Here is a 22340-nt window from a genome sequence, read left to right as displayed (position 1 = left end):
CAGCATGAATACCTTACGCTCTGAGTGGATCAGTAAACGTTTGTACTGGTCGATGTCGATTATTATTTTATGTTTACTTTGCATCTGTATTCCCTTAATTGTGAGTAGCAGTCAAAGTTATTTAAAATCCAGACAAACCTATCAACAATTGAATGCATTACAGCAGGTCGCTGATCTGGCAAATAAAATTTCGCGTGAGCGTGCGCCTGCCAATAAGGCCATGTCGAGTTCGGTGCAGGAATTTGCCCAGCATCAGCAAGAGTTAATCAGCTACCGTCGACAGGTGGATCAGCAGCTCTACCAGACGGCTGATGTCTTGAGGGAGGTCGGTTTTAACAACCTGAGTCAGCAACTTTCACAGCTTGAAATCAGCCTGAAAAAAGGACGCGCACAGGTTGATGCCTATACCCGGATGCCGCGTCAGCAACGCAGTGCGCAAGAACTTGATCAGGCAATTCTGGCCATGTTTGCTGCCTGGGAAAGTTGCCGTGAACTTTTGCGTGACGTGGCAGTGGCTTCAGATAGCTCATCGACCCCTCTGAATAACTATATTAGCCAGATTCTATTTTTATCTGATTTACGTGATCAGGCCGGTCGTGTGGCCTCGTCTATCATGGCGCATGTGACTTTTGAAGCTCCGCTTCCCACTGAAAATATTACCCGCTCTTTACAGACCCAACATCAGGTGCGTTATTTGTGGGCCTTGATTGATACCATTCAACCTGTTAAAGATAAGACTGAGGAATTCATCCGTTTACATCGGCGGGTAGAAACCGAGTTTATTCAGCAAGGCTTACCGATTGTGAGTGAGCTGATCAGTGACAGTCTGGAGCAACGTGACTACCGTTTGAGCGGAACAGAGCTGACTGAAGCGATCGTAGATAAATTTGCGACTGTGGTAGACCTACAAACTTACCTGCTGCAATATAGCAGAGATGCCGCTATTCAAGAGATGAACAGCAATATGCAGCGTTTGATCTGGAGCGTGTTGGTATCGCTGATTTCATTGCTGACCGCGATTTCAACCATGATTTTTGCACGTAAACAGGTTTTTCTGCCGCTAATTCAGGCACGCCGCATGTTGTTGAGTTTGTCTAAAAACTCGGGTCGTCAGAAAATTGATATGCGGCTGCGTGAAGTGAATCATTCTGATTCTTTATTCGCTGCCATTCAGAAATTGCAACAGATGTTGCAAGAACGTGATGCGCTAGAGTTCCGTTTAAAGAATATTGCCCATTCCGATTCTTTGACCGGATTATCCAACCGTTTCGCGCTAGAAGAATATATCCGTTTTATGGAAAATCAGCCGGGTCAATTGAGTCAAACCTGTTTGATGATTATTGATATTGATCATTTTAAACAGGTGAATGATCAATATGGGCATATTATTGGCGATCAGGTGATTCGGCTGGTGGCCGAGCGTTTACAGGCTAATGTCCGTGCTACAGATTTGCTGGTGCGTTATGGGGGCGATGAATTTTTGGTACTGATTGAAAATATCCAGATGCAGCAGGCACTGATTGTGGCCGATAAAATCCGCGCTGAAGTGGCTGAGCGTCATATTGTGACTGCAGCAGGAGACGAGATTCAGATTTCGGTCAGTATCGGGGTTGCCATTGGTGCTCGCTCCTGGATAGCTTTATTGTCCAATGCAGATGATGCTTTGTTTGCAGCAAAGGCCAAAGGACGTAATGCGGTGGCAGAGGTTTAGTTCAAAAGACTGTTTTCTCTACTTTTGAACTGCACAAAAGTAGCAAAATGCATTTGTTCGACTGATGCTAAGTCCCTTTAGCACAGTCGAACGAGCGACATCCATGTCGCTAGTCATGTGATCTAATTTTGAAGATCTTTGGTTTTGTCTATAAGATAGTTAATAAAATTTGTGCAGGCAACAAGCATAAATTTGGCATCGATATAACTTAAATTAGATTCTTCTAGCATGGCGTGACGTATTCCGTCTCCATCCGATGTATACCCGTACAGTTGGCTTAAGCTTTTCTTTAAGGCTTCATGTAGTCCATATTTATCTTCAATGAGTTTTAAAGCTTGACCTAAACTAGCTTTTTCATTTTGAGTAACGATTTTACAAATAGATTCAACCGCACTAATCGATTCTTTAATTGAGTTTCGATAATCAGGGCTTTGACGATCTGAGAGCAATTTCAAAGCTTGATTGAGATGTTGTTGAGCACTTGAATATAGCTGTGAATTTTTTAAAGCTTCTTCAATGGATTGAATTTCTTGTTCTGAAGTGACTGGGGTGATTTGGTTGTTAATTACCCTGTAAGCAGAGTTCTCAATTTGTAAGCAATCATTCACGAGAATGATAAAATCGTGTTTTTCTTCCTTAAAAGGGAAATACTCTATACATGCCTCAATAAAATTATAAATTTCATACCATTTATATGTTTTAAAAAATAAGGTATCGATTTCAGCAATCGTAGATTCTATTGAATATGGGATTTGATCAATTCGTTTTTTGAAGTGACTATGGAAGAGTAATTTAAAAAATGATTCTAGGTTACTACCAGATATAATATTACCTCGAGCAAGATAAGGACGAGAATAAGCATTGAAAATGCATTCGCTAATTGCATTCCATAATCCATTTTTTAAATCCTGATCTATATTTTCTTTTTGAATAATTTCACGAACTGGTTTATATCCATATCTTTCCGAAAAGCGCATTTTGTTCCCCCAAAAAATTTAAGAATATACTTATTTTTTTAATCCACACTAACCCTCCTTTGCGAAAGGAGGGAATTCCTCATTGCTGTCCCACAATTTTTCACAAGAGGAAGCTCATTTGAGCTTCCTCTTGTTTTATGGGTATTTTATCGGGTGAAAATAAAGCTTTTAAAGTTCTTCTTTCAAACAAATTCACTTGAATTATTCTGAGTAAACGTTGAACTGTCCAACCTGTTTTCCCTAAATGTTGAGCGAAACTCACCAATAAATAGGCGATCATCGCAATCCAGATTTGTGTCTGAATTGCGTTCCTGCTGCGGCCTAGAAACGCTTTTAATTTGAGATTCTGCTTAATCGCCTTAAAGAACAGCTCAACTTTCCAACGATCTTTATAAATCGCCGCAATGGTGGAGGCGGCTAAATGAAAGTTATTGCTGAGAAAGCTAAAGTGCTTGCCACTTTGCTGATCTCTATATTCAATTCTTCTTAACACTGGGGCTTTTCTTTTTAGGGCATGTGCGCTATTCAGCTGAATGGTTTCATCTTTTAGAATACCTTTGGATTCAAGCACTGGATGTTGCCGGATCACCTGATACACAGATTTAGGCCTAAAACGTGTGACAAATCCAATGTTTTGAGCAGTCAGATTTGCATACCATTGGTAATCGACATAGCCTTTATCAAAAACTACAATGCTGCCAGCAGGAAACTGGAATTTGCGGCCTTGTACCATGTCATTTTCTTTGCCATTTTCAACTGCAACAAACTCAGGAATATCATTGCTGTGATTCAATCCTATGCTGAGTTTCATGCTGGCTTTTGAGTCATGAACTTTGGCCCATTCACATAAGGAAAGCGACAGGTCAATATGACTGGCATCCAAGGAATACAAGGGATTCTTAAAGCGAAATTTATGAGCTACTTTCGAGTGTTCATAGTATTTAAGCAACTTGTAAAATAGCTGTTGATACAAGGCAGCAGGCTGCTACTCATTGATTCGTGCCAGCGTGCTTCGGGGAATAGACTTTGCTCCGAGATGACTTAGCTTTTCCTGTTGGCACTCCAAATTGGATTGAATATCTCTCAGACTTTGCCTACAAGAGAATTGAGACATCAATATGGCAATAAACTGATCCCACCGGGAAGCCGCTCTAAATTTCTGTCCAACATGGTGTACTTTAGCAAGTTGTTCAAAATCCTGTCGCACAACAGGTTTAATTAGCTCATGAAATACGGTATTCTGATGTGACAAAACCTGAATCCTGGTCGTTAAAGTGTTTGTTTGCACTCATATTTTAACTGTTAGGACTCAGGTTTTTTTATTTAAAGCAAACTATGGGACAGCAGTGGGGAATTCCTCCTCTTTATCAAAGAGGAGGCTAGGAGGAGATTTTTATTTCAACAACGGCTTCAAGAATTTACCCGTATGTGACGCTTTGACTTTCACGACCTGTTCAGGCGTACCTTCCGCGACAATCATACCGCCACCCGAACCACCTTCAGGGCCTAAATCCACCACCCAGTCGGCAGTTTTAATTACGTCCAGATTATGCTCAATCACCACGATGGTATTACCCTTGTCACGGAGCTGATGCAGGATATCCAGCAGTTTGGCAATATCATGGAAATGCAGACCCGTGGTCGGTTCATCCAGAATATATAGGGTTTGACCAGTATCGCGTTTGGCCAGTTCACGTGCCAGTTTGACACGCTGTGCTTCACCACCAGAAAGAGTGGTCGCAGACTGACCCAGATGGATATAACCCAAACCGACCTGATGTAATGTTTCCAGACGACGGTGAATCACCGGAATCGCATCGAAGAAATGCATGGCATCTTCAACGGTCATCTGCAAGACATCGGAAATATTCTTGCCCTTATAGTTTACTTCCAGCGTTTCACGATTATAGCGTTTGCCATGACAGGCATCACATGGCACATACATATCCGGTAGGAAGTGCATCGCTACCTTGATCATGCCGTCACCTTCACAGGCTTCACAGCGGCCACCTTTCACGTTAAACGAGAAACGACCGGCAGCATAACCGCGTGCCTTGGCTTCTTGCGTCTGTGAAAACAGTTCACGAATCGGGGTAAATAGGCCGGTATAAGTCGCCGGATTGGAACGCGGGGTACGTCCAATCGGACTCTGGTCAATATCCACCACTTTGTCGAGAAACTGTAAACCATCAATCGATTCAAACTTTTCCGAAGTTAAAGTGGTGGCACCATTGAGCTGGGTCGCCGCCAAAGGTAACAAAGTCCGGTTAATCAAGGTCGATTTACCTGAACCGGACACCCCGGTAACACAGGTCATAATACCTAAAGGAATGGTCAGATCGACTTTTTTCAGGTTATGCCCGGATGCTCCCATTAGCTTGATCTGTTCTTTAGGCTTAGGCGGTTGAATCCGTTTTTTCGGCACTTCAATTTTTAATTTTCCGGATAAATATTTTCCGGTCAGCGAGTCCGGATTGGCCAGAATTTCATCATACGTTCCTTCGGCAATCACATGCCCACCATGCACACCGGCACCCGGACCGATATCAATAATATGATCGGCGGCACGAATCGCATCTTCATCATGCTCGACCACCAGCACGGTATTGCCCAGATCACGCAGACGGATCAGGGTGTGCAGCAGACGGTCGTTATCACGCTGATGCAGACCAATTGACGGCTCATCCAGCACATACATGACGCCCATCAAACCGGCACCGATCTGTGAGGCCAGACGGATTCGCTGCGCTTCACCACCAGATAAAGTTTCGGCAGAACGGGACAGGCTGAGATAATTCAGGCCGACCGAAACCAGAAAGTGCAGACGTTCACGGATTTCCTTGAAAATCTTGTCGGCAATTTCTCCACGGGCACCTTCCAGATGAATGTCTTGATAATAGCTTTCAGCATCGCCAATCGACATACGGGTAATATCGGCAATGGTCTTGTCCAGAATTTTCACATTACGCGAAATTTCATTTAGACGTGAACCATCACAGGCATCACAGGCAGCATTGGATAAATATTGCGCCAGATCATCACGGACATAATTACTTTCAGTTTCACGATAACGGCGTTCCAGATGCGGCAAAATTCCTTCAAAAGGAATGACCCGATTATGGCGACGACCACGCTCATCGATATAGCTCAGATCAATTTTTTCTTTGCCGGTGCCGTACAGAAATTTTTTCTTGGTATCGGCATCCAGTTCATTCCACGGCGTTTCTAGCGAAAAACCAAAATGCTCGGCGACTTTCTGGATCATGCTGTAATAGTAAGGACGCTGACGGTCCCAGCCACGAATCGCGCCTTGGCTAACGCTGACTTCAGGATTGGGAATCAGTTTGTCGGCACTGAAATGGCTGCGGGTCCCTAGACCATCACAGACCGGACAGGCACCAAAAGGATTGTTGAATGAAAACAGGCGTGGTTCCAGTTCAGCCACTGCACGGTCACATTCCGGGCAGGAGTGTTTGGCTGAAAACACACGATCGTTATGCTCGCCCTTCATCCAGGATAAAATCGCGATATCACCACCGAGACGTAGCGCGGTTTCAAAACTTTCTGCAATACGGTTACCCAGATCATCACGAACCTTAAAGCGGTCGACCACCACTTCAATGGTATGTTTTTTCTTTTTATCCAGCTCAGGTGGTGGATCAATTTCCATGATCTCGCCATCCACTCGGGCGCGGACAAAACCCTGACTTTGTAGCTGTTCAAACAGCGCTGTATATTCGCCCTTACGTTCGCGCACGACCGGTGCTAACAATAACAGCGCAGTGCCTTCTTCCAGTGCTTTGACTGCATCAACCATTTCAGTGACTGTTTGTGCCACCATCGGCAGGTCATGTTCAGGACAGAACGGTGTACCGACACGCGCATACAGTAGACGTAAATAGTCATAAATTTCGGTAATGGTTCCCACGGTAGAACGTGGGTTATGGCTGGTAGATTTCTGCTCGATGGCGATGGCTGGACTCAAGCCCTCAATCGAATCCACTTCCGGTTTTTCCATCTGGGAAAGGAACTGGCGGGCATAGGCAGACAGCGATTCCACATAACGGCGCTGACCTTCGGCATATAAGGTATCAAAGGCAAGCGAGGACTTACCTGAACCAGACAGTCCCGTAATCACCACAAACTTGTCGCGTGGTATATCAAGGTTCACATTTTTCAGGTTATGGGTACGTGCGCCTCGAATACGGATGTGGCTTTGGCTCATGCAAGGATCCTAGAATATTCATCAAAAACCCTTATATGATACCGGATGAAAAATGTTCAAGTGCAAATAAAAGTATTTTAAACGTCAAGTTATGTCGGTGATTGGTCAATTCATCACAACATTAACAAACGCAGTAGTCGATTGCCTAAATATTCACAATGATCATGTACAAGGCCAATACCTAATAAGCCATTGCATAATGGCGTTCAAAGATAGACTCGATCTCTTCAAAGCAGCGTTCACGTGACACATCATGATGCAGACGTGCATAAAAATTGACTTCATTTTCCAGAATGTGCAGAAAGTCCTCATAGTCTTTTTGGAAAAAATCCAGGTCGAGCAAATCGTTACGTCGCGCCTGATGACAGCGATACTTTTCAATAAATTTCAGCAGATGTTTCTGGATATGCGTGTTGGTATGGTAAATCAGATAAGTCGCTGCCGAGCTACAATCTGGACAGCCTTGTTCCAAATAGATTTCTTCATTATTGAGCCAGCAACATTGCAGGGTAAAAAATGCCCGAATCGCTTCGGTGCCTAAAGTGTGCATATCATCTGCCTCTTTCCGGGATTGATTTTATTAATTGATAATTATTCTCAATTATTGTTCGGCAATTTGGGGCTTATAGCTAGGTCTAGCGTACCGGCCAGTTCTATCCTTGTTTTTTTCAGACTAAGCCGTTTTTATGATCGGTTTATGACAGTAGAAATTTTTTGATCAGCTATAACCAAAAAGCCCTGTCTTAAACAGGGCTTTTTTTATTCGTCCGTCTTATCCATCCAGACCAGGCCACTGGCGTTGCTCAAAGGCACTGTCCCAGAACAACCATTCCAGACGGGCAGCATCGGTATAAGCGGCATGCATTTTTTCTAGTGTATCGGCATCAACACGCGCCGCAACACGGTCAACGGTCGCAATCACATTCCGCACCGCAGTGTGGAATTCTTCTCCTGAATAGGTATCCACCCAAGCCTGATACGGATTATTCGGCGCAGAGTTGTCGACAATATCTTTGCCAACTTCGGCATAAATCCAGAAACAAGGCAGCAACGAGGCCAGCACCACCGGGTAGCTTTCTGACCAGGCGGTCGAAGTCAGATAAGAGGTATAGTGATGACACGCCAGAGTCAGCGGGGTATTTTCAAACTGCTCTTTGCTAATGCCGAAATCCTGCATAAAGCCATCATGCAGGCTACGTTCCACCACAATCGCTATTTTGGCTGCCTCGGCAAACTGGATTACATCGTCCGCTTCAAAAGCTTTGGCAGCACATACGGCCAGGGCACGGCCATAGGCCAGTAAATAATGTGCATCCTGAATCACATAATGGCTAAAGGCGTCACGGCTTAAAGTACCTTGCGCCAGTTGCTGATTAAAGGGCAGGGCCAGGGTCTTCTGATAAAGTCCGAGATTGCGTTGCCATACCTCTTGTGAAAAACTCATGCTGAAAATCCTTCGCAGTTCAAGTTAAACTATGCGGCACTATAGCAAAGATCGGACTGTTTAAAAGATCGGCAAATTTTAAAAACAGAAAATAAGATAAAACAGCTCAGGAAGTGCTTTGGTTTATGCGCTAAAAGTTTCATAATTAGCTTAACTTTTCCTATTCGTATTGCTGCTCTTTCGCAGCCATACATTTATTTAATTTATCCAAGGTCGTTGTGTATGTTGAAACATTTTGGTTTCTCGATTGCATTTTCGATCGTGTGTCTTGGTTTGTCTGCGTATTGGGGTTATACCCATGGTCCTGAAGCAGGCCTGCAAACCATGCTCACAGCGCTAACCATCACCGCTATTCTGGCGATTATGGAAGTGTCGTTGTCCTTTGATAACGCGGTTGTCAATGCCTCAGTTCTACGGGGTTGGGATCATTTCTGGAAAATGCTGTTCCTGACAGTCGGTATTCTGATTGCAGTCTTCGGGATGCGTCTGATCTTCCCGGTGGTCATTGTTGCAGTGACTGCAGACCTGGGCTTTATGGAAGTGGTACGTCTGGCCCTGAATGATCCGAAAGAATATTCAGCGCGTTTAATGGCACATCATCCTGAAATTGCTGCTTTTGGTGGTGCTTTCCTGTTGATGGTATTCCTGAACTTCTTCCTAGATGAAGAGAAAGACACGCACTGGTTCAAACGGGTGGAACGCCGTCTCTCCAATCTGGCCAATGTACCGGCAATGTCGGTGTTTATTGCACTGGTGGCCTTGTTAATCATGGCAGCCAATGTCGATGAAGCCAAACGTCTGGCAGTGACTATGGCCGGGATCTGGGGCATCGTGATTTATATCGGTGTACAGGTTCTGAGTCATATGCTCGGTGGTGAACCGGAAGTCGATGAAGAAGGTAATGCCATTCGTCATGATGAAAATGGCGTACCGACGGGTGTAGTGAAAGCGGGTATTGGTGGTTTCCTCTATTTAGAAGTCCTAGATGCCTCATTCAGTTTTGATGGCGTGATCGGTGCCTTTGCGATTACCTCAGACGTGGTCATCATCATGCTGGGTCTGGCAATTGGTGCGATCTTTGTCCGTTCAATGACGATTTATCTGGTTGAGCAGGGCACATTGGATGCCTATATCTACCTGGAACATGGTGCGCATTATGCCATCGGTGCACTGGCTTTCATTATGATTGCCAGCGGAACCGGTCTGCATGTACCAGAAGTGGTGACCGGTCTGATCGGTGTGGCTTTTATTGTCTGGGCAGTATTCGCCTCGATTCAGTACAAGAAACGTCAGGCAGCTTTAGACAAATAAAGCACTGTTCCTGAATAAAAAGCGTAGCTCCGGCTGCGCTTTTTTTGTTTTTAGATTGGCATCATCTTTATTTCAAATAAAATTCATGTCTTATTAATGACCTGAATGTCCTATAATCTGGGCTCCAGATTAATTAACCCAATCGCCATAATTTATGATGAATGCTTTAGAACGTCGTTCAACCTTTGCCCTGAGCAGTATTTTTGCACTGCGCATGCTGGGGTTGTTTATGATTATCCCGGTGTTTTCTGTGGCAGGGCAGGCATATCAATATGCGACGCCTGCACTGATCGGTTTGGCGGTCGGGGTCTATGGTCTGACCCAGGCACTGTTACAGATTCCATTCAGCCTGATTGCGGATCGTTACAGCCGTAAGCCACTGGTGGTTTTAGGGCTGCTATTATTTGCGCTGGGCGGTGCGATTGCGGCCATGTCGGACACCATTTATGGCGTGATTATCGGCCGTGCAATCGCTGGCGGTGGTGCGGTATCGGCTGTGGTGATGGCACTGCTGGCAGATGTCACCCGTGAAGAAAACCGTATGAAAGCCATGGCAATGATGGGCATGAGTATCGGCCTGTCCTTTGTGGTGGCCTTTAGTCTGGGGCCTTGGCTAACGGGTCTGGTGGGCATCTCTGGGTTGTTCTGGGTCACCACGGTGATGGGCCTGGCGGCGATTGCCATGCTGTTGATGGTGCCGAAAGTCACGCGGCATCATAAAAACTTTCAGCAGGGCTATCTGGCACAGTTGAAACAGGTAATCAAAATCGGGGATCTGAATCGTCTGCATGTGTCGGTCTTTACCCTGCATTTATTGCTCACCGCCATGTTTATCTATGTGCCTTCACAGCTGATCGAATTTGCTGATCTGCCACTTTCCAGTCATGGCTGGGTATATTTGCCGCTGTTGGTACTGAGCCTGTTTTTTGCTTTTCCGAGTATTATCCTGGCAGAAAAATACCACAAAATGCGGGCGATTTTTCTGGTGGCCATTACCGGTATTATTCTGGGTTTAATGGTGATGGCATTTGGTTTTGAATCCAAATATGTCTTGCTGATTGGTTTAGGGTTGTTCTTCATTGCCTTTAATGTGATGGAAGCCCTGTTGCCGTCTTGGTTGTCGAAAGCGGCACCGATCCAGTCCAAAGCGACGGCAATGGGCGTAAATGCCAGCAGCCAGTTTTTAGGGGCTTTCTTTGGCGGTATGATTGGCGGACAATTGCTGCTGCTAAACAATACCTCGATGGGCTGGAGTATCCTGACAGGAATCGCGATCATCTGGCTGCTGATGAGTTTTGGCCTGGCTCAGCCACGCTATCTGTCATCGCTGGTACTGCGATTGCCGGAAAGCAGACAAACTGACGAATGGACTTCTCAGCTTTTGGCGATTCGTGGTATTGAAGAGGTCGTGGTGATGTCTGAACAGCAAGTTGCCTATGTAAAAGTCGATAAACAGCAGATTGATGATGCTTCGCGACAACAATTAACGCACTTGTTAGGTAAAGAGGTAGCCATTTAAGCATAACTCTTATAAAGTAAAATACAGAAATATATAGGAAGTAAACGGCAAATGCGTGGTGTAAATAAAGTTATTTTAGTGGGTACTTTGGGTAAAGATCCGGAAACCAAAACTTTTGCAAATGGTGGCTCTCTCACTCAATTCTCGATCGCAACCAGCGATTCGTGGACAGATAAAAGTACCGGTGAACGTAAAGAACAAACGGAATGGCACCGTATCGTGTTGCATAACCGTTTAGGTGAAATTGCACAGCAATATCTTCGTAAAGGCTCAAAAGTATATATTGAAGGTTCATTACGTACCCGTCAGTGGACTGACCAGAATGGTCAGGAGCGCTATACGACGGAAATTCGTGGTGAACAAATGCAGATGTTAGACTCTAGCCGTCCTCAAAATGATCAGGGCGAGAGCAGCTTTAACCAGCCACGCTTTAATAACAATAATCAGGCGAACAACAACCAGGGTGGTTATGGCAATAACCCTCAATCAGGTTATGGTTCAGCGCCACAGCAAGGCGGTTTTAGCAACAACCAGGGCGGCGGTTATGGCAATAATAATCCGAGTGGTTTTGCGCCAAAATCTGCACCTGCTCCAACAGCAGCACCTGCAGCAGATCTAGATGATGACCTTCCATTCTGATCTATTAGAACGGTAAATCATCATTAAAACCCACCTGAATGCGGTGGGTTTTTTATGTCTTGAAGATTGGTATTGAGTTTGCATAAAGCCCGACTTATTAGAAGAATCATAAGTGTTAAAGCATTATCTTGCTTTTGATCAGCAAAACTCTGCATCGAGAAAATAAATGAGATTAACAATACTAATAGAAATTAATGATCTAAAAAAGCGATCATTTTTATAAAAACTTGCGGTTTTACCTATTTTGAAATTTTTCGTATTCTAGCTTCACAAGATAAGCAATCCCAGAAATAAGCCAGAGGAAATATCTCATGAGTTTAATCAATACTGAAATCAAATCATTCAATGCAACTGCTTACCACAATGGTCAGTTCATCGAAGTTTCTGAGCAAGACCTGAAAGGAAAATGGTCAGTGGTGTTTTTCTATCCTGCAGATTTCACCTTTGTTTGTCCAACTGAATTAGGCGATCTTGCTGATCAGTATGCTGAATTCCAGAAAATGGGTGTAGAAATCTATGGCGTGTCTACCGATACTCATTTCACCCATAAAGCTTGGCATGATACCTCTGACGTGATTGGTAAAATCCAGTATCCATTGATTGGTGATCCAACCTGGACTTTGTCTAAAAACTTCGAAGTATTGATTGAAGCTGAAGGTCTGGCAGATCGTGGTACTTTCGTGATTGATCCAGAAGGTAAAATCCAGATCATTGAAATCAACGCGGGTGGTATTGGCCGTGATGCCCAAGAGCTTCTTCGTAAAGTGAAAGCTGCACAATATGTACATGCGCACCCAGGTGAAGTTTGTCCAGCAAAATGGAAAGAAGGCGAGGCTACACTAGCGCCGTCAATCGACCTGGTGGGTAAAATCTAATTCGAACCTAGTTCTTTGAAGCAAAAAATCCAGCATAAGTTGCTGGATTTTTTATTTTTTTAGTTTAGAGATTTATGAATTCTAGACAAAAAAAATCATGCCATTTGATTTCTATTTGAGAACAACATGAGGATTGAGGAATTGCACTCTATGCTTTTTAAGCGGCTTATGAGAGGCAATAAAGTAAGCTCAATACCATGCTGCATGATCAACCAGGCCTGAAAACAAAGAAGCCTCTGCTTTCGCAGAGGCTTTTATTTTATAAGGCGCTGTAGTTTCTTGTCGTTTTAAACAATTTTCGCATAAACGCATCTGAATGGAACCGGATGAATTTATGGTTTTCTTATGCTGCGAATCATAGGTATTTTAAAAGTTTTTGTCAACCAAGGATTATAAAAATGGTTAATTAAATTATTTGTTTTTAAAGTAATTTTTTTATATTTTAAATAAAAATATAAATAAAATCCTATATTTGATGGAATTTTAACTGCTGCAAAAAAATGAATAAAAAGCAGGTGAAATTGAACAAAAAGGCCTTTACGAAAAACATATATTCTGGAAGATTTTAATAACCTGTTTGATTGGCGCATGGTACATAATTTCTGTAGTTTTTCAATGACGGATGATCAGTTTGGATATCGCAGTAATTGGTAGTGGCATGGCCGGACTGGCTACAGCCAGAATTCTCCAGGACGCAGGGCATCACATCACGATTTTTGAAGCACTTCCAGGTCGCGGCATGGACAGTCATAGCCTTGAATTTGAAGGGGGCCTGATTGACGCACCTTTACGTGTGATGAATCCCTATCTGTGGAAAAACACCCTGAGTCTGGCCACGCATCTGGGCATTAAAACTTATCCGGTGCGGACCTATATGGCCTGCAGCTGGTTATTTGAAGATAAAACTGAAACCTGGCTGACCACATCGCGCAGCCGAATTGGCAATATCCCGATTATCAATAACCGTAAAGGCCTGCAGCAGTATGGCTGGCGTCTGGTCAAAGGCCTGTTGCAGTTAAAAGTTGCATTGACCAAATTCTTTAAATCGAAAAATCAGGACATCAGCCTGGCAGAATTTATCAACCGCAACGAGATTGAAGAAGTATTCTGGCATGGTGCGGTGATGCCGGTGCTATATACCATCTGTACCTGCAATCCGAAAACCATTGGTGAATGGCCAGCTAAACCGTTGTTAATTTTCCTGCGTCAATTGACCGATGGTGATGCTTTACTGCGTTTGCAAGGCGGTACACCGGCGCTTGTCGACAAGCTGATTGAAGGCATTCATATTGAAGACGGTTCAGCGATCATACTGGTACAAGAGCAGGGCGATCAGGTCAAAGTTGAAAATGCGGCCGGTTATTCAAAACTGTTTGACCGGGTGATTGTCGCGACCCCGACCACCAAAATTGAGCAATTTCTGGATCCGGTACAGTTTGCCAGTGAAATTGAATTATTGAAGAAATTCAAATTCGAACAGGGCGAACTGGTGATTCATACCGATGCCAGCGTGATGCCGCCAAAACGTAAAGACTGGGCCGTACTCAGCTATATGATGGACCGTAAATTTACTCGTCAGCAATTTACCGTGTGGCTTAACTCGATTGAACCTTCTTTGGTTGGCAAGTCGGCCGTGTTTCAGACCTGGCGTCCGGTAACCGACATTGATCCGAAGAAAGTGATCAAATCGGTAATGCTGACACGTGCAGTCGTCGATGCTAATACGGTGGCACTGAATAAGGAATTGCAGCAACGTCATCTGGATGCCAACCGTAAGGTCTTCTTCTGCGGTTCATGGTCATGTGACGGTTTGCCGATTCTGGAATCGGCAGTGACCTCAGCGATGAAGATTGCAGAAATCTTTGGTGCGCCTTTACCATTTCAGGGTTTAAAACCTGTGGTTGAGGTGGCTCCGCAACTGGGTTATTAATCCATGCAATGGCTTCAGGCACTGCGTCAGCATCTTCCCCAGCACAAGTATGCAATTGATGCCGCTGTGTTGGGCGATCACGCGCAATTGCCCTGGAGCAATTTAGGGTATTGGCAAGCAGGTCAGCAGGATTATGCGGCTGCCTGTCGTATGCTGGCCGATCACCTTGCGCAAACTGTAAATTTAAATTCAAAAGATAAACTGCTGGATTTGGGCTGCGGTCAGGGCGCCAGCTTGCTGCACTGGCAGCAACATTATCAGGTGCAATATCTGGCCGGGGTTGAGCTGCAGGCTGCCTGTGTGGCTAATATTCAGCAATATTTACCAGAACTGAATGCCATTTATCAGGCGTCATTTTTGCGTTTAAAAGAATTGCCATTTTCCCAGCGTTTTGATGTGGTGTTGTGCCTGGATGCGGCTTATCACAGTCCTGTGCCTTTATTCTTGGAGCAGGTCCGCAGTGTTTTAAATTCAAATGCACGGATTGGTTTTCATCATCTGGTTTTGTCCGAGCGTTGGGAAAATTTAAATGCATTACAACGGCGTAAATATCAGTTTTTATTGAAATCTGCCGATGTGAATTTAAAAGATTTAATGACAGTGGGTGCATTATATGCCTGTCTGGATCGTTTTGAATTTAAAAATATCCAGATTCAGGATCTGTCCGAGCCGGTATTTTCAGGCTTTGCGGATTATGTGCAAAAAACTTTGAATTCAAAAGCATCAGATGATCAGGCTCAAGGTTCAAAACTGGATCATTTTAAAATTCAGATGACAGCGAAACTATGCCGAAAATTATATCAGGAAGGGATTGTGAGATATGTGCAAGTGACGGCACAATCGAAGCACTAGAAAGTGCAAGAAGACTCAGCTGAAAATACCAAAACCCAGAAACATCAAAGCCTCACTAAAAAGCGAGGCTAAGATATGGTGCCGGCACACGGATTCGAACTGTGGACCTACTGATTACAAGTCAGTTGCTCTACCAACTGAGCTATGCCGGCATGGTGGAGTGCATTTTACAGATTTTTTTTGGTCACGCAAGCCAAAAAATAACCGTTTAAACTGTTTCGGCAGGATTTGTTTATTTTGACCCGATGGATGAAAAGTTCTGTTTTGGGCTATGCGCAAAGAAATCGCCCATATGTGAAGATATGGGCGAGGGTGAAAGCACAGGACTGGTTCTGGATATGAGTCGGTTATAAGGTTTATCTGTTTTTCAGGATGCGATCTAATTCTTGTGCACATTCCTCTAAAGTAAAGGCCATATCAAAATGCATTTGAGGTTTGAGTTCTTGAGCGAGGCTTCTCCACTGTTCGATGAGTCTCAAGGCTTTTTGAATTTTATGTTTATTGATGTCCTTGGCAATAGTTGGGGTATAACCGCCACGTTTTGCATTTTTAATCTGTTTGGCATAGTTTGCGCTGTTATTCATGTTCGCTCTCCGAATAGCAGTGTATCTATTTTTTAACTTCAAATTTGAATGGCTCGGTTCACTTGGTTATTTCTTTCTATCCTGTGGTTTTTATTCTCCTTTTAGTTGATTTATAAGCAACATAACATAGCTTTGATGACAATAAAATTAAGCTATTTCTGTGCCTGTTTTTTGTTTGAACACATAAATAAAAACCTGAAATGAATGGCGTACAGAAACTGCACAATTCATCAGTTTTTTGGCTGATGAAAAATGAAGATTTTTAAAAATAGAATCGAGCGTAAGTGTTGTGTTGCAAAAGATTTTTATGAACGAGGACTGGTATTAATTCAATGCCTTTGCCTAAGGCGATAGATAATAATATTTTAAGATCTAAGCAGATAATTTTTTTTACTGATGGGATGATGGATAAAATTAAATATAAAAAAACCCGAATCATGTGATTCGGGTTTTTAAATTCTGGCGGTGAGAGAGGGATTCGAACCCTCGAAACGCTATAAACGTTTACACACTTTCCAGGCGTGCTCCTTCAGCCACTCGGACACCTCACCATAGGCCGAGGATAATAGCGAAAAAAACCAGCTGTGCCAAGCTGAAACAATTGATTTGCAGAAAAACTTTTAATGCGGTGCTATGATTCGCAAAAATGCTTGTTAAAAACGAAGACAATATATGCAAAGCACTGCACAAAAGGCAGCTCTCCCGGTGATTACACTGGCTGCGCTTGGGGTCGTTTTCGGAGATATTGGTACCAGTCCGCTGTATGCACTGCGCCAATGCTTCCTTACCGCACATCTCGCCATTAGCGAAGCTTCTGTACTCGGCATCCTGTCCCTGATTTTCTGGTGCATGATGCTTACCATCAGCTTTAAATACGTCATGGTAATCATGCGTGCCGATAACAACGGCGAAGGCGGGATCATGTCACTGTTGGCATTAAACCTGCGTACCACACGAATCTCTGATCAAAAGAAAATATTCCTGATCGCTTTGGGTTTTGTCGGCGCATCGCTATTTTTCGGTGACGGGATTATTACCCCGGCAATCTCCGTGCTATCAGCCATTGAAGGCCTGAGTATTGCCACGCCCATTTTCAATCAGTGGCTGGTGCCTTTATCCATCGGGATTTTGGCCGGGCTGTTTATGGTTCAGCGACACGGCACAGCCACGATGGGCAAGTTTTTTGGACCTTTAACCATGCTCTGGTTTTTGTCGATTGGCGGTTTTGGTTTGTGGAGCATCATCCAGACCCCGTTTGTACTCTGGATGGTGAATCCCTACTGGGCCTATCATTTTGTGGTCGATCAGCCCTATGTGGCTTTTCTGACCATGGGGGCGGTGATTCTGACCATGACTGGGGGTGAAGCGATTTATGCCGATATGGGGCATTTTGGCCGTCTGCCGATTCGTCTGGCCTGGTTCATTATTGTCTTGCCATGTTTATTGCTGAATTATGCCGGGCAAGGCGCCTTGTTACTGCGTAGTCCTGAAGCACTGGCGAATCCTTTCTATATGCTGCTGCCCGACTGGGCCTTATTTCCGATGATTGGACTGGCGACTGCAGCGGCGGTGATTGCCTCACAGGCGGTCATTACTGGGGTATTTTCTATGGTCAATCAAGCCATTCAATTGCGTTATTTGCCGCGCCTGTCAGTCAAGCATACCTCTGCATTGGAGCGTGGCCAGATTTATCTGCCTTTCATTAACTGGATGTTGTTTATCTCGGTGCTGATCCTGATTTTACTGTTTGAAAATAGTGCCAATCTGGCCAGTGCTTATGGCGTTGCGGTGACCATGACCATGCTCTGCGGCACCATTTTGATCTCGATTCTGGCCTATGGCTTCTGGCGTTGGCCGGTCTGGAAAGTAGCGTTATTTGCTGTACCATTCCTGGCACTGGATTTAGTCTTTGTGGCCTCAACGTCCTTGAAAATCGCTTCGGGTGGCTGGGTGCCAATTCTGATTGGTGCGGTACTGTTTACGATTCTCATGACCTGGAAAGACGGGCGTGCGTTGGTACTGAACCGGCTGGAACAGGATGCCTTGCCGATTGATCTGTTTATTAAAAGTATTTCGATGGGGGAAGGCACCAAGTTTGTGCCAGGCGATGCCATTTTCCTGACCGGTACACCAAATATTGTTCCGCATGCCATGTTGCATAATATTAAGCACAATAAGGTCTTGCATGAACGCAATATCATGTTGACGGTGATTACCCGGGATATTCCTTTTGTTGACAGGCAGGACCGGATTGAACTGGGAAAACTGAGTGAGCATTTTTACCGGGTGTTTATCTATTATGGTTTTAAGGATCAGCCGAATATTCCGGAAGCTTTACAACAGGCCTATGAGCAATGGGATTTTGAATATGACCTGATGCAGATCAGTTTCTTTATTTCACGTGAACGGATTATGCATACTGTGGGTGAGGGCATGGCACCGTGGCGGGAAAAGCTGTTTATTTCTATGCAGCGCAATACCAGTCCGGTCAGTGATTTCTATCAAATTCCACCCAACCGTGTGGTCGAGCTGGGCACCCAGATTCAGATGTAAATAAAATAAAAAGCATAAAAAAAACCAGAGGCACACTCTGGTTTTTTTATGAGAGAAACAATAAATAAATGAGTTTCAGATTATTGTTCGAGTTCTACCGCAGCCGGCACTTCAGGTGCAGCATTCAAAGGTTCTTCCATCAGTACTGGCTCTGCATCAGATTGAGCTGCAATTTCAGTTTGTTCATTGCTCACATCTGCTTCAGTCACAGCCGCTTGTTGCTGTGCTTCAGGCATCGGTTGTTCTGAAGCAATAGCTGCTTGCTGTTGCTCTTCAGACATTGCTGGTACAGCTGCTTGTTGTTCTTCCAGTGCTGGTTGTTGAGGCATCGTCATAGACGTGCTTGCTTCTACTTCTGATTCCATGGCTGGTTCAACCAGATTGGCCGGCACCTCTGATTCATTCATGCCTGGTTCTGTGACAGGCGGTTGAGGGGAAACAGTGCCTGAGTTTGGTGCCTGAGTCATTGTTGGATCATTGGGCATCGGTGCTTGTGTGTTTGGCATGGTTGGTTGCGGTACTGCTGCACGCGGATCGACCAGACGGATTTGACCAGAGTTCACCAAGCTTTCTAAAGAGGCTTCCTGACCATTCACCTTGGTACTAATTTTAGCTTTAGACAAGCTTTCAAGTGTTTCACCTGGTTGAACCGGTGGCTCGGCAAATGCAGCTACGCTAATCACACTTGTGAATAATCCTAAACCTAATGCTTTAGAGAGTTTGGAATTCATGATTGACACCATTGCTAATAATTGTACGAATTGAGATAGGCCGTTAGCTTTACATACTCAATCCACTGGGCCAAACAAAGCTACGCAAACACCGAGAAACCTCATTTAAAAAGAAATAAAATTAGACAGTTTGTTACAACTGCCCGGGATTTTGGATACTTATTGCTTATTTAGTAAACGAATAGTAGAGCCAAGATATACTTCACTTATACAGCTTGTTAAGCTCGGTCAAAATCTGTATTGATCTAAAAAGTACGTGTAAGAATGGCCAAGAAGCAGCGTAAACCCAAGAACTCTTTTTTTCAGTTTTTAAATGATAATAGTATTAAAGTCATTCTGGGCGTGGTGGCTTCGAGCAGCTTCGCCATCGCTTTTGGTCAGGAAAAAATCAGTCAGTGGGTGTCACTATCCTCTTCCAGTGATTCTGCCTGTCTGAACCAGTTTTATCGTGATGTACCGCCATATTTGATGAAAGACAGCCTGAAAAAAGACAGCTATTCGCTGTGTTTTAATGGCTTTAATGTCGGTTATTCCGGGGTATCTAAAACGCCACTTTGGGTTGCAGAAGCCTTAACGCCAGCACGCTTAAGCCAGAAAATTCCCCGTGAAGATAATTTTCATGAAGAAGATCGGGTCAGTGCGAAGCATCGTGCCACATTGGCGGATTATCGTGGTTCAGGTTATGACCGCGGTCATATGGCGCCGAATGCGGATATGCCTAACAAGGCCGCGCAGTCTGACAGTTTTTCATTGGCCAATATGGTGCCGCAAGCGCCCAAGAATAATCAGCAAGTCTGGCGTGAGCTGGAAGAGGCCACCCGTGCCATTGTGACCAAGCAGAAACAGGATGTCTATGTGGTGACCGGGCCGATCTTTGCCGGGAAGAAGCTGAAAACCATTGGCAATGGCGTGATTGTGCCAACTGCGGTCTATAAGGCAGTTTATATGCCGAAAACCGGTGCCATTGGTGCTTACTATGCACCGAATGACAATTCGCTCAAAGTGCGTATTGTTAGTGTCTGCTATCTGGAAGAACAGCTTGGAATTAATCTGTTCCCGCAGCTCACCGAAGAACAGAAACGCAATACCTATAAGCTGCCACTGACTGGAAATGCAGTAAAAGCCAACCAGAAAATCGAATATTCTAATTGGGATGCAGAAAGCCAGTGTGCCGAAGATGTTTCTGAAGAAAACCTGCAGGCATTACAACGCGAGTTTAAGTCTTCCGGTTCAAGCAGTTCGGCCTCCTCTGCGACTGGCGGTGCGATAGACAATGCAACGCAAGATGCCATTGTGAAACAGCTGATTGATGCCTTGTTGCAATATATTTTGCAGCTGTTGAAATAAGCTTGCTGAAAAAACCGGGATTCGGGTAGCATCGACATCAGACGTTCATTGAAAATAACAAAGACAGGTGAAGAGGATATGTTTAAAGCATTTGAAAATGGCAGCGAATCCCATGCCATTCATGATCTGACTTTGGAAAATGATCTGGACTGCGTCAGCCTGTATGGCAACTTGCAAATCACCAAGGATCAGCAGGGACTGAAAGTGGCCAAAGCCTTGCAGGCTTTTCTGAATGATGTGGTACAACAACTGGAAAACACGCAGGACTTGCCAGAAAAAATTCAGCGTGATGATCTGGATGAAATTGAAAATCCATTTTTATAAGCATTTTTAAGCGCGATGATCTGCATGCTCCATGTGAAACATGCAGAAAAATGGTATTTGGAAATCCTGGCTTTTTAGAGGGTTTTTATTAAAAAGCCTAATTTTCTGCTCCCACAATATCTCCAAACACCAGCCAGAATGTGCCGAGCAATTCGGCAAGATATTTATCCATATTCTAAGTCCTTATTTTTATATTTATTATTAGGTCATAGGGACAAGGGATTTAAATTATCAACGCTGCTTGAAGCCCGTATATTAAACCAACATGTTAGTGGTTTAAGCGGCTGACATATTCTGTTGGCGCCACTGCTGCGGCGTCAGTTGAGTCCATTGCTTAAAGGCGCGCTGAAAAGCACTCTGTTCAGAATAACCGAGTAACATGGCGGTTTCCTGCAAGCTCAAGTGCGGATCTTTCAGATATTGCATGGCCATCATGCAGCGGATTTCCTGCATACATTGCTGATAAGTTTTGCCCTGTTTTTGTAAATGGCGTTGTAACTGACGCACGGAAAAATTCATCTGCTCTGCAATATGTTTGATCTGGAACAGGTTTTTTTGCAGGCCAATTAGAATCGCCTGTTGCAGCTGCTGATCTACCAGAGTGAAGTACGGGAATTTTTCTAATAATGCTTTGGCCTGTTGCATCAGCAGTTTTTGCAAGGTCTGGTCGCCCTGTTTCAGTGGTCTGGACAGTTCACTGACATGCATCAATACCTGATTTCTGGCTTGAGAAAAGCGGACTTTACATCCGAAATACTGCTCATAGAGTGCAATATTTTTAGGCATTACATGCTGGAAATGAACTTCATATAACTGAACCCCGTGCGGGTTCTGAACATTGGCTTTTACGAATTCCGTCATTAGCGCAATCGCGATTTCATCGGTCAGTTGGGTATTCAGATGAAAGGGAACTTCAACCCAGCCAATCGACAGATAATCGCCTTGCCATTGCAGCTGAAGTGGGCCGCCATCATAAATCAGACGATGATAATCATGATAGCGCATAAAGGCTTCACCCAAGGTCTCACTTGAGAGTGCCAGATAGCCAATAATACCGAGGTGTTTAGCTTCAACCAGTTGGGCGATTTCCAAGCCTAAAGCCGGTCGTTGCAGCTGTTGATCAAGTGTCGTTAATAGATCACGCCACAAGGCGAAATCAAAGCGTTCCAGATTTTGAATGGCCAATAATTTCTCAGGGACTTCAAGCTGTTTCAACTGATAATAGTCCAAAAGTAAATGTCCTAAACCACCGTATACTGAACCTACGTAGTTTTTTAGAACCAGCATTTTTAATTCTTTTATTTTGTCGTATTTTGTC

At 44.2% G+C, this 22340-nt stretch carries 17 protein-coding genes, 2 tRNA genes and 1 pseudogene; 10 read left to right on the top strand and 10 right to left on the bottom strand.

Features of this window, described 5'->3' with window-relative positions; translation table 11 throughout:
• Window positions 1-4 precede the first annotated feature (4 nt).
• A complete protein-coding gene (locus tag H0S56_RS13420) occupies window positions 5-1711 on the top strand; it encodes a GGDEF domain-containing protein (protein ID WP_195725282.1) in 1707 nt (568 codons plus the stop codon).
• A gap of 122 nt (window positions 1712-1833) precedes the next feature.
• Here H0S56_RS13420 and H0S56_RS13415 read toward each other — a convergent pair whose 3' ends face one another.
• The 5 genes and pseudogenes from H0S56_RS13415 to tenA all read right to left on the bottom strand — a co-directional run bounded on the left by H0S56_RS13415 (window position 1834) and on the right by tenA (window position 8357).
• Window positions 1834-2688, bottom strand: a complete 855-nt coding sequence (locus H0S56_RS13415; protein WP_195725281.1) for an AbiJ-NTD4 domain-containing protein — start codon at window positions 2686-2688, stop codon at window positions 1834-1836.
• A gap of 100 nt (window positions 2689-2788) precedes the next feature.
• Window positions 2789-3940 (bottom strand): annotated as a pseudogene (locus H0S56_RS13410) (IS4-like element ISAbe18 family transposase).
• Between the two features lie 141 nt (window positions 3941-4081).
• A complete protein-coding gene (gene uvrA, locus H0S56_RS13405; RefSeq protein ID WP_195725280.1) occupies window positions 4082-6913 on the bottom strand; it encodes an excinuclease ABC subunit UvrA in 2832 nt (943 codons plus the stop codon).
• 181 nt (window positions 6914-7094) lie between these two features.
• A complete protein-coding gene (locus H0S56_RS13400) occupies window positions 7095-7463 on the bottom strand; it encodes a hypothetical protein (RefSeq protein ID WP_004729209.1) in 369 nt (122 codons plus the stop codon).
• Between the two features lie 222 nt (window positions 7464-7685).
• Window positions 7686-8357 carry a thiaminase II gene (gene tenA, locus H0S56_RS13395; RefSeq protein ID WP_195725279.1) on the bottom strand — a complete coding sequence of 224 codons (672 nt, stop codon included), beginning with the start codon at window positions 8355-8357 and terminating at the stop codon, window positions 7686-7688.
• A gap of 222 nt (window positions 8358-8579) precedes the next feature.
• On the opposite strand from tenA, the gene H0S56_RS13390 reads away from it, so the two are divergent.
• The 6 genes from H0S56_RS13390 to H0S56_RS13365 all read left to right on the top strand — a co-directional run bounded on the left by H0S56_RS13390 (window position 8580) and on the right by H0S56_RS13365 (window position 15483).
• Window positions 8580-9668, top strand: a complete 1089-nt coding sequence (locus tag H0S56_RS13390) for a DUF475 domain-containing protein (RefSeq protein WP_195725278.1) — start codon at window positions 8580-8582, stop codon at window positions 9666-9668.
• A gap of 154 nt (window positions 9669-9822) precedes the next feature.
• Window positions 9823-11187, top strand: a complete 1365-nt coding sequence (locus tag H0S56_RS13385; RefSeq protein ID WP_035340698.1) for an MFS transporter — start codon at window positions 9823-9825, stop codon at window positions 11185-11187.
• 51 nt (window positions 11188-11238) lie between these two features.
• On the top strand, window positions 11239-11826 hold the full coding sequence (gene ssb, locus H0S56_RS13380) for a single-stranded DNA-binding protein (protein ID WP_005245776.1): 588 nt from the start codon (window positions 11239-11241) through the stop codon (window positions 11824-11826).
• 311 nt (window positions 11827-12137) lie between these two features.
• On the top strand, window positions 12138-12701 hold the full coding sequence (gene ahpC, locus H0S56_RS13375) for an alkyl hydroperoxide reductase subunit C (RefSeq protein WP_005105379.1): 564 nt from the start codon (window positions 12138-12140) through the stop codon (window positions 12699-12701).
• Between the two features lie 622 nt (window positions 12702-13323).
• Window positions 13324-14631 carry an FAD-dependent oxidoreductase gene (locus H0S56_RS13370; protein WP_195725277.1) on the top strand — a complete coding sequence of 436 codons (1308 nt, stop codon included), beginning with the start codon at window positions 13324-13326 and terminating at the stop codon, window positions 14629-14631.
• Window positions 14632-14634: 3 nt separating this feature from the next.
• Window positions 14635-15483, top strand: a complete 849-nt coding sequence (locus H0S56_RS13365) for an SAM-dependent methyltransferase (protein ID WP_195725276.1) — start codon at window positions 14635-14637, stop codon at window positions 15481-15483.
• A 76-nt stretch (window positions 15484-15559) separates the two neighbouring features.
• Here the strand turns inward: H0S56_RS13365 and H0S56_RS13360 are convergent.
• The 3 genes from H0S56_RS13360 to H0S56_RS13350 all read right to left on the bottom strand — a co-directional run bounded on the left by H0S56_RS13360 (window position 15560) and on the right by H0S56_RS13350 (window position 16618).
• Window positions 15560-15635, bottom strand: a tRNA-Thr gene (locus tag H0S56_RS13360).
• A 204-nt stretch (window positions 15636-15839) separates the two neighbouring features.
• Window positions 15840-16067 (bottom strand): hypothetical protein, encoded by a 228-nt coding sequence (locus H0S56_RS13355; protein ID WP_195725275.1) that lies wholly within the window; start codon window positions 16065-16067, stop codon window positions 15840-15842.
• Between the two features lie 460 nt (window positions 16068-16527).
• Window positions 16528-16618 (bottom strand) — tRNA-Ser (locus H0S56_RS13350).
• Window positions 16619-16739: 121 nt separating this feature from the next.
• Between H0S56_RS13350 and H0S56_RS13345 the strand changes: the two genes are divergently transcribed.
• A complete protein-coding gene (locus H0S56_RS13345) occupies window positions 16740-18620 on the top strand; it encodes a potassium transporter Kup (RefSeq protein WP_195725274.1) in 1881 nt (626 codons plus the stop codon).
• 80 nt (window positions 18621-18700) lie between these two features.
• Here the strand turns inward: H0S56_RS13345 and H0S56_RS13340 are convergent, their stop codons facing one another.
• Window positions 18701-19351 carry a hypothetical protein gene (locus H0S56_RS13340; RefSeq protein ID WP_195725273.1) on the bottom strand — a complete coding sequence of 217 codons (651 nt, stop codon included), beginning with the start codon at window positions 19349-19351 and terminating at the stop codon, window positions 18701-18703.
• Between the two features lie 264 nt (window positions 19352-19615).
• Between H0S56_RS13340 and H0S56_RS13335 the strand changes: the two genes are divergently transcribed.
• Both H0S56_RS13335 and H0S56_RS13330 read left to right on the top strand, forming a co-directional pair.
• Complete coding sequence (locus H0S56_RS13335) at window positions 19616-20698, top strand: DNA/RNA non-specific endonuclease (protein ID WP_180039138.1); 1083 nt, start codon at window positions 19616-19618, stop codon at window positions 20696-20698.
• Between the two features lie 78 nt (window positions 20699-20776).
• Window positions 20777-21022, top strand: a complete 246-nt coding sequence (locus tag H0S56_RS13330; RefSeq protein WP_005105385.1) for a hypothetical protein — start codon at window positions 20777-20779, stop codon at window positions 21020-21022.
• A gap of 276 nt (window positions 21023-21298) precedes the next feature.
• Here H0S56_RS13330 and H0S56_RS13325 read toward each other — a convergent pair whose 3' ends face one another.
• Window positions 21299-22309 carry an AraC family transcriptional regulator gene (locus tag H0S56_RS13325; RefSeq protein ID WP_195725272.1) on the bottom strand — a complete coding sequence of 337 codons (1011 nt, stop codon included), beginning with the start codon at window positions 22307-22309 and terminating at the stop codon, window positions 21299-21301.
• Window positions 22310-22340 lie beyond the last annotated feature (31 nt).

The sequence above is a fragment of the Acinetobacter lwoffii genome (assembly GCF_015602705.1).
GTDB lineage: Bacteria > Pseudomonadota > Gammaproteobacteria > Pseudomonadales > Moraxellaceae > Acinetobacter > Acinetobacter lwoffii_E.
This window is presented reverse-complemented; position numbering and strand designations above follow the sequence as displayed.